Source organism: Thiocapsa sp. (assembly GCF_035467215.1).
Taxonomy (GTDB): Bacteria; Pseudomonadota; Gammaproteobacteria; order Chromatiales; family Chromatiaceae; genus Thiocapsa.
On sequence record NZ_DATITZ010000147.1, the window covers coordinates 1 to 12,010 of the forward strand.

Annotated in this window: 12 protein-coding genes; 6 read left to right on the forward strand and 6 right to left on the reverse strand. The window is 66.4% G+C overall.

Annotated elements, in window-relative coordinates; all coding sequences use genetic code 11:
• A partial coding sequence (locus VLR48_RS08360; RefSeq protein ID WP_325291341.1) for an NAD(P)/FAD-dependent oxidoreductase occupies positions 1 to 573 on the reverse strand: 573 nt, incomplete at its 3' end.
• A gap of 671 nt (positions 574 to 1,244) precedes the next feature.
• Here VLR48_RS08360 and VLR48_RS08365 point away from each other — a divergent pair.
• A complete protein-coding gene (locus VLR48_RS08365) occupies positions 1,245 to 3,632 on the forward strand; it encodes a mechanosensitive ion channel domain-containing protein (RefSeq protein ID WP_325291342.1) in 2,388 nt (795 codons plus the stop codon).
• Complete coding sequence (locus VLR48_RS08370; protein WP_325291343.1) at positions 3,629 to 3,859, forward strand: alpha/beta hydrolase; 231 nt, start codon at positions 3,629 to 3,631, stop codon at positions 3,857 to 3,859. Before VLR48_RS08365 ends, VLR48_RS08370 begins: the two co-directional genes overlap by 4 nt.
• Positions 3,860 to 4,011: 152 nt before the next feature.
• Here VLR48_RS08370 and VLR48_RS08375 read toward each other — a convergent pair whose 3' ends face one another.
• Complete coding sequence (locus VLR48_RS08375; protein WP_325291344.1) at positions 4,012 to 4,386, reverse strand: hypothetical protein; 375 nt, start codon at positions 4,384 to 4,386, stop codon at positions 4,012 to 4,014.
• A 170-nt stretch (positions 4,387 to 4,556) separates the two neighbouring features.
• On the reverse strand, positions 4,557 to 4,898 hold the full coding sequence (locus VLR48_RS08380) for a hypothetical protein (RefSeq protein WP_325291345.1): 342 nt from the start codon (positions 4,896 to 4,898) through the stop codon (positions 4,557 to 4,559).
• A 181-nt stretch (positions 4,899 to 5,079) separates the two neighbouring features.
• Here VLR48_RS08380 and VLR48_RS08385 point away from each other — a divergent pair, with 181 nt between their 5' ends.
• The 3 genes from VLR48_RS08385 (at position 5,080) to VLR48_RS08395 (ending at position 7,434) form a co-directional block, all read left to right on the forward strand.
• Positions 5,080 to 5,850 (forward strand): ABC transporter substrate-binding protein, encoded by a 771-nt coding sequence (locus VLR48_RS08385; RefSeq protein WP_325291346.1) that lies wholly within the window; start codon positions 5,080 to 5,082, stop codon positions 5,848 to 5,850.
• A gap of 260 nt (positions 5,851 to 6,110) precedes the next feature.
• Positions 6,111 to 6,656, forward strand: a complete 546-nt coding sequence (locus tag VLR48_RS08390; RefSeq protein ID WP_325291347.1) for a retropepsin-like aspartic protease family protein — start codon at positions 6,111 to 6,113, stop codon at positions 6,654 to 6,656.
• 235 nt (positions 6,657 to 6,891) lie between these two features.
• A complete protein-coding gene (locus VLR48_RS08395; RefSeq protein WP_325291348.1) occupies positions 6,892 to 7,434 on the forward strand; it encodes a retropepsin-like aspartic protease in 543 nt (180 codons plus the stop codon).
• Between the two features lie 187 nt (positions 7,435 to 7,621).
• Here VLR48_RS08395 and VLR48_RS08400 read toward each other — a convergent pair whose 3' ends face one another.
• Positions 7,622 to 9,193, reverse strand: coding sequence for a gamma-glutamyltransferase family protein (locus tag VLR48_RS08400; RefSeq protein ID WP_325291349.1), 1,572 nt, complete (start codon positions 9,191 to 9,193; stop codon positions 7,622 to 7,624).
• A 248-nt stretch (positions 9,194 to 9,441) separates the two neighbouring features.
• On the opposite strand from VLR48_RS08400, the gene VLR48_RS08405 reads away from it, so the two are divergent.
• Positions 9,442 to 10,530, forward strand: a complete 1,089-nt coding sequence (locus tag VLR48_RS08405) for a PfkB family carbohydrate kinase (RefSeq protein WP_325291350.1) — start codon at positions 9,442 to 9,444, stop codon at positions 10,528 to 10,530.
• Positions 10,531 to 10,614: 84 nt separating this feature from the next.
• Here VLR48_RS08405 and VLR48_RS08410 read toward each other — a convergent pair whose 3' ends face one another.
• Both VLR48_RS08410 and VLR48_RS08415 read right to left on the reverse strand, forming a co-directional pair.
• Positions 10,615 to 11,430: a DUF429 domain-containing protein gene (locus VLR48_RS08410; RefSeq protein ID WP_325291351.1), complete on the reverse strand. Its 816-nt coding sequence runs from the start codon at positions 11,428 to 11,430 to the stop codon at positions 10,615 to 10,617.
• Between the two features lie 79 nt (positions 11,431 to 11,509).
• Positions 11,510 to 12,010, reverse strand: a 501-nt coding sequence (locus VLR48_RS08415; RefSeq protein WP_325291352.1) for an aldo/keto reductase, incomplete at its 5' end; no start/stop codon positions are given.

Genomic DNA, 12,010 nt, shown 5'->3' on the forward strand with positions numbered 1-12,010 from the left:
CTCGATCACGGTCGTGTGAATCCCGGCGAGCCGCAGCGCCTCGCAGACCTCGAACCCGATCAGACCGCCGCCCACGACCACGGCCTTGGTTGCCTTCTTCTCGTCGCGGACCGCCCGCAGGGCATCCGCATCGGCCATCGAATGCAGCGTCGTGACACCCTCGAGCTCGATGCCCGGCACGGACGGGCGCAGCGGTGTCGCACCGGTGGCGATGACCAGGCGATCGTAAGGGATGGTGGACTGCTCGCCGGTCGGCAGATCTCGATAGGTGACCGTCTTCGCAACCCGGTCGATCTCGGTCGCCTCGGTGCGCACGAGAGCTTGGATCCGCTTGGCCTTGCCGTAAAAAGCCGGGTCGCGGACGATGCCCGCCGGTGTGCAAACAAGCATGTTGCGGTCGTCGAAGGTGCCGCCGACATAGTAGGGAAAGCCGCAGGATGCCATGGACAGATCCGGCTCGCGCTGGATCAGGGTGATCTCGGCATGCTCGTCCATCCGGCGGGCCTTGGCGGCGGCTTTGGGGCCGGCGGCGGAGCCGCCGATGACGACGATACGCAGGGGTTGCGACGACATAGATCAAGTCTCTCGGTTGAGCGGAAACGTGTGAGGAGGCGCGGCCGGCCGGATGCACGATCGGGTGAGGCGTCGGAGTGGATTGATCGAACGGTTTCGGCCGAGCGGTTCAACACGGGAAGTGTGATCCGTTCGGCCGCCGTCGGAATTGCGGATCCGCAACAAACGGCGAGTCGAGACTGATCCTGGTCAAGCCGGGGCAAGACGGAGCTTGCGAGGATCAGTCGTCGCATCGCGGCGGACCGTTGCTCGATGAACCCGCATCGAGTCCAGCCCTTTCGATTGCGTGACGGGGCGGGCTCGAGGGGCGGGCTTCGCATCGTGTCGTCAATCCACGTTACACTGTCGGCAAATGCCGTCCTGGCGATAACCATCGAACAGGTGACCATTTGACGACTGTCAGCCCAGCCCACGTCTTGCTTCTTGCCCTCGTCCTTCTAACGTCTCCATTGATCAGCAATGCCCAGTCCGGGCCTGCCCGATCAGATCTGGATCAATCCGCCTCCGTCGATACAAGCCCCGTCGATTCCGAAACGTCGGCGCTTTCCGAATCTCCCGATCCAGCCTCGGAGCAAGGCACCGATCGACCCAAGCTCGCCTTTGATCCGGCACAGGTCGGACTACCGGGGTTCACCGCTCCGCGCGCGAGTGCGGAGGACTATGCCGAGATCATGTCGCTGATCGACGCGCGCATCGCGCAGCTCGCGGCCAAGGTTCCGGAGCCCGAGCAGGACGACGCGACGGAGCAGACCCCGGGTCCGGCACAGGACGCACGGATCGCCTTGCTCGGCGAGCTGCGCACAGCGGTCCAGCGCGAGTCCGTCCTGGCCGCTCGGCTGCGCGAGTTGGATGGAGCGCTGGCCGAGTCGCAGGCGGCTGCCGAGACCAGCGAGCCGCCCGACCTCGGGGTCGAGCCACCCTATCCGCTGCGATTGTTGGACGAGCTTCGGGCCAAGCGGAGTCTGGCCGAGCACGCGCGGGAAGACGCCGCGCGTTTGCGCAGCCAGGCCGAGCGACGGGTTGCCGCGGCCGATCGAGACCATGACGCGGCGGTGCGCGAGCGGCGCCTCGTGCGGGATCGCTTGGCGGTTGTTCGGGATCAGGCCCAAGGGCCGGCGCCGGACGAGCTGGACATGGCCTCGCTCGAACGCGCCCTGGAGGTCGCCCGCCTGGCTGTCCTGGTGACGCTTCAGGAGCGCGAGTCCGCTCAGGTCGGGGCCGCCTTGGCCGAGCGCGAGGATGCCCTGGCGGCCGCTCGGCTCGCTCGGTTGGAGACCCGGATCGCCCATGTGGCCGGCGATGTCGTTTTCACGCGCGAGGCATTGGACGAGCGGCTGGCCGAGATTCAGGCCCGCGAAGAGGCGGTACGCGCGGACATCGCCTCACTCGTGGAGGCGGGCGATGCGGCCGAGCTGGCGCTGTTCCAGGCGCGTCGCCGCTTGGGGCTCATGACCTCCGATGCCGCGGATCGCGATCGCGCACAGGAGCAGATGCTCACGCGCGAAGCGGAGCTGGCCGCCGCGCGCAAAGGCGTCGAATACCTCCATCAAGCGTTGGGCCTCGCCGGTTCGGCGCGGACCCTTTACGAGCGGCGTTATGCGCTTTTGCAGGGCGAGGAGAGCGCGCTCTGGCCGACCTGGCTGCGCGAGACACAATCGCTGATCAAAGACATGAGTGATGAGAGCGCCTTCGCGCAGGCCGAGCTGGACGCCTTGCGCTCCATGCAGCTCGCGCTCGCGCGCCGGCTCGCCCGGGCGGATCTCGGCGCCGGGGTCGAGCAGGCGATCCGCGAGCGCGTCGGTGCGCTCGAGGCGCAGGAGGAGCGCGCCAGAGACATGCTGCTCGTAAAGGATCAGGTGCAGTCGCTGGCTCAACGCCTGCGCGACCAGCTCGAGCCCTCGGTGAGCGAGCGCTCGCTCGATCAGCACCTGGACGCGGCCAAGACGGAGCTGCTGTCCTGGTGGAACAAGGAGCTCTTCGTCATCCAGGATCACGGGATCTATGCCCGCGACCTGGTGACCGGCGCGGTGGTCTTCACCTTGGTCCTGGTGCTCGTGTCCTTCCTGCGCAGCCTGTTGCGGCGCACCGTCCTGCCCAAGCTGGTCGAGGGTTCGCAGACCGAGCGCAAGACCGCGCGCGCAGCCGTCCTGGCCTTGATCCGCAATACCAACCAGCTGTTTGTCCTGATCGTCGCCTTCTACGCGGCCATGACCGTTTCCGGCCTGGTTCAAGGTCAGGTCAAGGTGTGGCTGTGGACCCTCTTGGTGGTCGCCGTTTACGTGCAGGTCGGGATCTGGGCGACCGCGGGCCTGGTCGATTTCGTGCAGCGCCAGCGCAGCAAGAAGGAGCAGCAGGACCCTTCGGCCGTCACGGGTTACGGCCTGCTGTTGTTCTTTCTGCGGGTCGGCGTCTGGATCGTCGTTGTGGTCTCGGTCATGTCCCACTTCGAGTATCCGATCGCCGGCCTGATCGGAGCGCTGGGTGTCGGCGGTATCGCCGTAGCCTTCGCGGTCCAGAACATCCTGTCCGACGTCTTCCATTCCATGGCCATCATCCTGGATAAACCCTTCAAGGTCGGAGACTTCGTCATCGCCGGCGAGACCCTCGGCGTCGTCGACAGCATCGGCGTGAAGACCACGCGCATCCGCAGCCTCTCGGGCGAGATGGTGGTCATGTCCAACACCAATCTGCTCAACAGCACACTGCGCAACTACAAGCACATGCGCGAGCGTCGCGTGGTCTTCAAGCTGGGCGTCGTCTACGAGACCCCGCCGGATCGGCTCGAGCGCATCCCGAAGATGATCGAGGAGATCGTGCGGGCTCAGCGGTTCACCCGATTCGATCGCGCCCACTTCGCCGCCTACGGTGATTTTTCACTGGACTTCGAGGTGGTCTACTATGTCATCGGCGCGGATTTCACGCTCTACATGGACATCCAACAGGCCATCAACCTCGCGATCTATCGCAAGTTCCAGGAAGAAGGCATCCAGTTTGCCTATCCGACCCAGGAGCTGATCGTGCGCCGGCCCCCGGGCGAGCTTGGCCGGGCGTCGGCTTGAGACTGTCCGAGATCGCCGCCCCGACACTGCTGATGACCGGTACCGAGGATGTCGTCATCCCGCCGCGCAATGCCTGGATCATCGGCGAGCGCATCGCCGGCGCCTCCGTCATTCAGATCAAGGGTGGCGGACACGGGTTCTTTTATCAGTCACCCGAGCAGAGGGCCCGCTATCTTACGACCTTCCTCGACGGGGAACGGGTGCACTCGGAGCCCGGCGGGTTTTGAGGCGGTTTCCTCGCATTCCCTCTTCGGCCACGTATGGCTGCGTTGTAGGGGCGAATAAATTCGCCCCTATACCCCTGCAGGTTTTCCAGGCATCCGCAGCTTCGACGCGCTCGTTCCCTTTCCGGGAATGACCCGAACCCAGAACCCCGTCCTCAGCCGCCGATATTCGCCTCCCACCAAGCCCGATAGGCCGCGTCCGGCGGCACCACCTTGGCCGTGGCCTCGCTGACGCGGTTGCCCTGCGGGTCCGCGATGCCGATCTGCATCTCGACGATTCCGCCGCGGATCAGGCGCGCGACCTCCAACGTCACGACCAGCTCGTCGCCCGGATACAGCGGACGGCGCAGGCGCTCGGGCGAGAAGGTCAGTCCCAACGTCCCGTCGCCGGGAAACTCGGTCCCGAAGAGCGCGGAGATGCGGGTCTGCACGAGTCCGCCCGGGACGATGATGTCCCGAGCATCCGGGAACCGCACCCGTGCCGCGTCGAGGTCGCGATGGATCGCGTTGTGATCACCGACCAGAGCCACAGTAGCGATCGACCTCCTCTCGGCTGAAGCTCAGACGCGCCTCGTGGCGCATGCCGACCTCGAGCATTGCGGCCATCAAGCAGCGGGTTGGCGTCATGGATGGGATCTCCCTGCTGTTCTGCAGTGCTCGGAGCGGGCTTCTGCGGCCGTCGCGGCGATCGCCGCGCCGCTCAAATGACTTCCAGCGCGCGGATCAGCGCCATCACGTCCGGCTCTTCCGCCAGCTCGCCTTCCCAGACGCGATAGACGCGCGCATCGGGCGGGGCGCCGAGGGTCAGCTCGGCGATGAATCCGGTCGCGCCTGCGGGTGCCGGGTGCTCTCGGGGAGCGCCCAAGGCATCGAGCAGGGCGGTGATCTCGCGGGTCTGACGCTCGTCGAGCGCGCCTTGGCGTGGCTTGTGGCTGGTGTGGTCGCCGCAGTCGACCCGATAGGCACCCGTGGGCTCCAGGATGATCTCCAACGTATAGTCGTCTTGTCCGACGACCCGGTAATGGACGCGCGGTAGGGACATGGGGTTTTTGCCTCCCTCGTGGTGATATGCCGGATTCGGGCGATTCCGAGTCCTGCCGATGCCGGATAGTCTATACCGACCGGCTTGCTTTTCCCCGAGTCCGTTGGCACGCTCCGAGCCTGCCGGGCGGCTACAGGACGCTCGGCAGACGACAAATAACAACATGTTTCGGAGGAATTCGATGAAGTCTCGTTCTTTGGTGCCGCTCCTCGTTTTACTCGGAGCCGCCGCCGGCGCCTCCGCCCAGCCTTACGGCTACGCTCCCCCGCCCATCCATCAAGGTTACGGCCCGATGCCGATGCCCTACGGCGGCGCTTATCCGGCCATGCCGGCCATGCCGGAGATGCCTGCCGCCCCGGCTCGCCCCATGCGCCCGACCGCGCCGCCCGCGCGTGCGGAATCCGCGGCGCCGGCCGGGGGTGCGGGGGCGCCTGCCGGGATGGCCGAGAGTCCTGCGGCCGAGGCGAGCGCGACGCTCAAAGAAGGCATGGACAAGCTCCTCGGCTTTCTCGCCCGTGAAGAGGTGCCGAATCGGCTCCAGGTCGCCGCCTTCCTCGACGGCGAGATTGCGCCCTATTTCGACTTCGAGCAGATGGCCAAGTGGGTGGCCGGTCCGGCGTCCGAAGGCATGAGTGCCGAGGATAAGAAGGCGATGGCCGCACATCTGGAGGCCGATTTCCTCGGCACCCTGGCGACCCGGCTAATGGACTATCAGGGGCAGCAGATCCGTATGTTGCCGCCGCGCATGGGCCCGCGCGGCGACGTCAGCGTCAACGTGGCGCTGCTGCGCGCGCAGGGCTATCCCTCCAAGCTCGAGTTTCGGATGTACAAATCGCAGACCGGCTGGCGGGTCTACGATGTCGTAGCGAACGGTCAGAGTGCGGCTGCCTATTATCGGGTGCAGTTCCAGCGCATGGCCGGACAGGGGCAGGGGGCAGTGCCGACGCGTTGATCCTCGACCCAGCCGCGCCTTCCGGCGCGGCCGGGTAGGTGCGAATTTATTCGCATTGAGTTAGTCGCAAACATTGATTCAAGAGTGCGAATAAATTCGCACCTACGGAGTCTGCATGTACCGCCGGCCCCGGAGCCGAGCGAACCACTTGAAGGAGACGTAGCCAAAGGCCATAGACTCGGACCTTGCGAGAGGTCGCGACCGGCGATCATTTCGCCCGACCGGGGGCCGACCATGGGGAGCCGACGATGGATGGACCGATGAACAGCGTGCCGCCCGGCGTCGACGACATGCCCTCGAAGGTCGGACGGGTGATGTTGTTCGCGGCATGGATCGTCGGATTGGCGTTGCTGGCGATGTTCTTCGACGGCGTCATCACGGGTCGCGACAATCCCAACCCGGATCCGGTCGCGCTGCACAGCGGCAGCGGTGTCCCCGAGGTGCGCCTGGAACGCAACCGTGCCGGGCACTATGTCGCCGGCGGTCGGATCAACGGCGAATCGGTGCGCTTTCTGATCGACACGGGCGCGACCGACGTCGCCTTGCCGCTGGCCCTGGCCGAGCGCCTGTCGCTGCCGCTCCGACCCGGCGGCATGAGCAAGACCGCAAACGGCATGGTGCGCACCTGGACGACACGGCTCGACTCGGTCGACCTCGGCGGATTGGTCGCGCACAACGTCCGCGCCACGGTCTTGCCGAACATGCCCGGAGACGACGTCCTGCTGGGTATGAGTTATCTGAGCCATCTGGAGCTGATCCAGCGCGGCGGTGTGCTGACGCTGCGTCCTCACCTCGGATCATCTTGATCCGCGTCTTGATGCCGGCCTTTCGCGCCGGCTCCGGCTCCGAGTCCCACTCCCGCGCTGGACAACACAACCTCGTCATCGTTGTGGTTTCGGTTTAAGCTCGACCGGTCCCGTGAATCGGCGCGACACTTCGAGCGCGATGACGGGCGGGTGGCCTGCGGCGATCCGGACCCGCGATCGGGCTCGGAGCCAACGCCGACGGCGCTTCATTGGTCTCGACGCACCCCGACGAACGATGATCAGACTGCACCGGATTCGAGAGAGCTCAGTCGCTTGGCTCAGACGCAAGATGCCGATCCCCGTGTTTCTGCTCGCGAGTCTGCTGGTGATCCTGCTGGCGCGCGATCTGGCTGAGCGGCGGGAGAACCCGAACCCGAACCCGGTGGCCTATCTCGGCGCCGGCGACGTGCCCGAGGTGGTCCTCAAAGAGAATCAGGTGAGTCAATACGTGACCACCGGCCGGATCAACGGGACCCCCATCGAGTTCTTGGTCGATACCGGGGCGGTGGATGTCGCCATGCCTTACATGGTCGCCCAGACGCTCGGTTTGACGCTCCAGCCCGGCGGGGTCAGCAAGACCGGCAACGGCGATGTCCGCACCTGGGTCGCGCGGTTGGAGAGCGTGGATGTCGGCGGGCTGGTCGCCTATGACCTGAGCGCGACCATCCTCCCCAACATGCAGGGCGATCAGGTCTTGCTCGGCATGGCCTACCTCAGACACATGGAGCTGGTGCTGCGCGGCGGCGAGATGATCCTGCGGCCGTATTCGAGCGATTAAACCGCGTCCGGAGCGACGTGTGAAAGGTTTAGGTTGTATTCGGCCTTGGGGATCTCACCACCCTTGGAGGAGACGCGGTTTAAAATTTTAGATTTTTTAGAACTTTAAACCGCGCCACCTCCAACGATCGTCGAGTCTGCCGGGGCCGTTCCCATCCAAAAACACCACATACGGCACCGGGCGCGGTTTAACGGACCTGCAGCGCAACCCCGCCGCGCCTCGGATCGCCCGCGCCGTGCGTGCTGCCGTCCGGGGCGACCGCCACGCTGTGGGCGCCCCCGAAGAAGACGCTTCCGCGATTCCAGACCTTCAGCCCCGGCCAGTGCGTGCCGAGTGCGGCAATCGTGTCGTCCGTGATCGGCGGCTCGAGATTCAGGACCCCGTCTTCGAAGTGCATCCTGGGGGCGGCCACGGCCGCCTCCAGATCGACACCGAAGTCGATCAGATTGGAGACCACCTGCAGGATGGCGCTGCGGATCCGGTTGGATCCGGACGAGCCCGTCACGACCCAACCCCCGTCCGCCAGAGCCAGAAGGCTCGGCGCCATCATGGAGCTGATCCGCCGATCGGTCGGCCAGCGATGAAAGCCGTGCGGGTTGATGTCCTCTTCGCCCAGCATATTGTTCAGCATGATGCCGGTGCCGGGTAGCACATAGCCGGCGCCCTCCCCGTTGGAGAGGGTTACGCTGGCGAGGTTGCCCTCGCGATCGGCGACGCTGATCTGCGTGGTCCCGCGGCTGAAGGTCGCCGCGCCCTCCATGAGTTTGCGATAGGCTTCAGGGATGCTCGGGGGCAATGCCACCAGTGACTCCGAGAGCGGCGCCGAGAACGGCTCGGCGGGCTCGGTCGGCTGCGCGCGACGCAGGCGTTGGGTCAGCTCCTGGGCGAGGGCGAGCGCGTGCAGGTGCGCGGGGCTGCCGCGTCCGAGACGGGCCGGCTCGACGGCGTCGAGTAGGCCCAGGGTGACGCCGAGCAGGAACCCGCCTTGGGAGGGCGGCGGATTGGTGTAGAGATGCGCCCCGCGGTAGGAATGGACGAGCGGTGCGCGTCGTTCGACCCGGTAGTCGGCGAGATCCGCCGCGCTCAGATGTCCTCCGTGCTCGGAACAATCGCGGACCAAACGCGCTCCCAAGTCGCCGCGATAGAAGGAATCAGCGCCCTCGCGGGCGATCCTCTCCAGGGTCTCGGCGAGCTGCGGGTTGCGCACCCGCGCGCCGACCGGGGCGAGCCGGTCGGGTTGCTCCGGGTCGGCATAGAGTGCGAGTGCCGCGGGACTCGCATGCAGGATCGGCGCGACGATCTCGGCGATATCCCGCTGGACGCGGTTCACGATCACCCCGTCGCGGGCGAGACGACAGGCCGGCGCAACGATGACCTCGAGTGGAAGCCGACAATGCGCGCGATGGATGGCGACGAGACCGGCGATCGCCCCCGGTGTCGCGATCGACCCTTGTCCGATGTGGAATTCCTGCTTGGCGTCGCCGAAGTCGGCGAGGATCGGATAGAAATTCAGCTCCTGCTCGGGACGGTGTCGGCGCGGGGTCTGCGCGAAGAAGTCGAAAAGCCCCGGCGCCGCACCGGCGGGTCGGGCGAGCAGAAAGCCGCCGCCGCCGAGCGAGGCCAGGACCGGCTCGGCGATGCAGGCCGCGCACAGCGCCGCAAGCGCCGCGTCGAACGCATTGCCGCCGGCACGCAGGGTCTCGGCGGCCGCCTCGGCGGTCAAGGGATGGCCGGCCGCCACGCTGCCGAGGATGGTCATGGGAGGCGGTGGCCTGATGAAGGTGTCGAGTGCATTGCCGACCTGTCGTCTGCCGATGGCGTGGTTCGAGGGTGGAGCGCTCGCCGCGCTCGCCCTTGATGTTGCCCGGGGCGTCCGGACGTTCAACTCAAGGTGCAACCGACCGCCGATCATGCGAATCTTACGCGTCGGACGTGCGCTTGCGAGCAGCATCATCCGACGATGTCGCCAGACGCGCAAGCCGGCTCAACCCATCCGATGCCCCCTGAATGGTCGACGAAACGAACCGACAACCCCCGGACGGTGATCGCGGCGAGACAGCGTCGCTGCGGCAGGCCTTGGGCGAGGTGCGTCGCGAGGCCCAGCAGGAGGTCGCGCGCATCAATCGCCAGTTGCGCGAGCGCTCCGCGGCCGAGGGCGGAGCGGCCTCGGTCGTCTCAGTCCCGACACGGCTTGATCGGCTGCGCAACGGCGGGTCCGTGCTGGGTGTCGGCATCGCCGTGCTCGACCTCGTCAACGAGGTCGAGGTCTATCCCGCCGAGGACGACGAGGTCCGCGCCCTGGCCATGCGCCGGGTGCGCGGCGGTAACGTGACCAACAGCCTCGCCGTCCTGTCGCAGCTTGGACACCCCTGTCGTTGGGCGGGAACACTCGGGGAGGACCCGGCGGCCGACCTCATTCTTGCCGACCTCGCCCGTCACGGCATCGAGACGCGGGATGCCGTGCGGGTTCCCGGCGGGACCACCCCGACCTCTTCGATACTACTCAGCCGTGCCAACGGCAGCCGGACCATCGTCCATTTTCGGGATCTGCCCGAGCTGAGTGCGGACGACTTCGGTCGAGTCTCGCTCGACGGACTCGCCCGGGTCCATTTCGAAGGGCGCAACCCGCAGGAGACCGCGCGCATGATCCGGCGTGTCCGAGAGGAGGCCCCGGACGTGCCGATCTCGGTCGAGCTCGAGAAACGACGCCCGGGGATCGAGGAGCTGCTGCATGGCCCGCAGTTGTTGTTGGCGAGTCGCGCCTTTGCACGGGCCGGCGGATTTGAAGATCCGGGTGATTTCTTGGACGATCTCCTCGTGCGCAGCGATGCGCGGCTTTGCGTTGTGGCTTGGGGCGCGGAAGGTGCCGCCTTCCTCGCGCGCGGCGGTCATGTCCAGCGGGTGCCGGCCTACGTCCCGACGAAGGTCGTCGACACCTTGGGTGCGGGCGATGTCTTCAACGCCGGGGTCATCCATGGACTGATGCAGCGGTTGTCCGCCGCCGAGGCGGTGACGCAGGCGGTCACGCTTGCCGGTCTCAAATGCGGGCATCCCGGCATCGTGGTGGAGCGCGAATCGTCCCCGCTCTCGGACTGATCGGCTGCTGCACAAAAGGCTCCGCAAAGGAGGTGCCGACCGAATCGCGTGCAGACCCGTTCCGATCGTGGGGGTATCGGCGCGTCAGAGCCCGATCGGGTCCGCAATCGCACCTTCCAGAGGGTCGATCGCGGCGGGCATCCCGAACCCCTGCTCCCGTTGCGTCCAGGCCCAAGCCGCCTGGATGGCGCACAGCAAGGCGTCGAGCCGGTCGCCGCTCGGATCCTCGGCGAGGCTCGGATCCGCTTGGACCTTCAGGCCGTAGATGGACTGTGTCTCTTCGCAGTCGAGGATCAGGTCGAGGAGCCTTCTCCGGGCCGCGTCACGCTGCGCTGTTTGCTTGGACTTCATGTCTTGTTTGTAGCTCTCCTTACCGATGAGCCGACGGGCTAGGACGCCGGGATAGGCTTCGACGACGATTCGCTCGGGGTCGCCGTCCTTCAGTCCCGGAATCCGCACGCCGGCCCTGCGCAGACGCGGTGCGCCCTCGAAGAACATGAGTCCGACCGGCGTGCCGTAGAGCTTCTGCGGGCTGATCGCACCGGTCGCGCGATCCGTCGCGCGGCGGTGCTCCTTGTCGCCCGGCGTGCGGGTCGACCTGTACCCGTCCAGCGCGGTGCGGAAACCTTCGCGGCCGAGTCGTGCCGCGTGATCCACATAGTCGGTCCAGGTGTCGGGCCAGCCGATGTTCTCGATGAAGGTGCGCGATTGGCCGAAGGGAAAATCGATCCCGGCGATCCAGGGGCCGGGTTGCTGCAATGCGGCCTCGAACCCCTCGAAATCTCGCCATTCGGTCAGCTGGACAGCCTTAAGTCGCAGGCCACCCAAACAGCATTCCACGCAGGTGATGGGCTTGCGGCGACTCGGTCGGCTGGTGAAGTCGATGCCGTAGATCTTCATTCCCGCGAGATCCTGCGTAGGTGCGAATTTATTCGCATGTCGCGGCATGACGATGCGAATAAAGTCGCACCTACCGGGTTCAGGGTGCCGGATTCGGCTGCCGCGTATGGATCGCCTCGATCTGCGCGATCACCTCGTCCGAGAGTGTGAGATCGGCGCTGGCGAGGTTGGTCTCCAGCTGCTCGGGCGTCGTCGCACCGATGATGTTGGATGTCACGAAGGGGCGGCTCGTCACCCAGGCGAGCGCCATCTGCGCCGGGTCGAGTCCGTGGCTGCGCGCGAGTGCGACATACTCGGCCGTGGCGCGCTCGGCTTCCGGATTCGAATAGCGGTTGAAGCGTTCGAACAGCGTGACGCGGGCGCCGGCCGGGCGTGCGCCGTCCAGATACTTCCCGGAGAGCACGCCGAAGCCGAGCGGCGAGTAGGCCAGGAGTCCGCAGTCCTCCCGAACGGCGACCTCTGCGAGACCGACCTCGAAGGTCCGGTTCAGGAGACTGTAAGGATTCTGGATGCTCACCATGCGCGGCAGGCCACGCTGCTGCGCGAGCGCGAGGAAGCTCATCAGGCCCCAAGGTGTTTC

Coding starts and splice junctions, on each gene's coding strand:
- VLR48_RS08365 (WP_325291342.1), top strand. CDS start 1,245: ATGTCGCTGATCGACGCGCGCATCGCGCAGCTCGCGGCCAAGGTTCCG.
- VLR48_RS08380 (WP_325291345.1), bottom strand. CDS start 4,898: ATGTCCCTACCGCGCGTCCATTACCGGGTCGTCGGACAAGACGACTAT.
- VLR48_RS08385 (WP_325291346.1), top strand. CDS start 5,080: ATGAAGTCTCGTTCTTTGGTGCCGCTCCTCGTTTTACTCGGAGCCGCC.
- VLR48_RS08390 (WP_325291347.1), top strand. CDS start 6,111: ATGAACAGCGTGCCGCCCGGCGTCGACGACATGCCCTCGAAGGTCGGA.
- VLR48_RS08395 (WP_325291348.1), top strand. CDS start 6,892: ATGATCAGACTGCACCGGATTCGAGAGAGCTCAGTCGCTTGGCTCAGA.
- VLR48_RS08400 (WP_325291349.1), bottom strand. CDS start 9,193: ATGACCATCCTCGGCAGCGTGGCGGCCGGCCATCCCTTGACCGCCGAG.
- VLR48_RS08405 (WP_325291350.1), top strand. CDS start 9,442: ATGGTCGACGAAACGAACCGACAACCCCCGGACGGTGATCGCGGCGAG.
- VLR48_RS08410 (WP_325291351.1), bottom strand. CDS start 11,430: ATGAAGATCTACGGCATCGACTTCACCAGCCGACCGAGTCGCCGCAAG.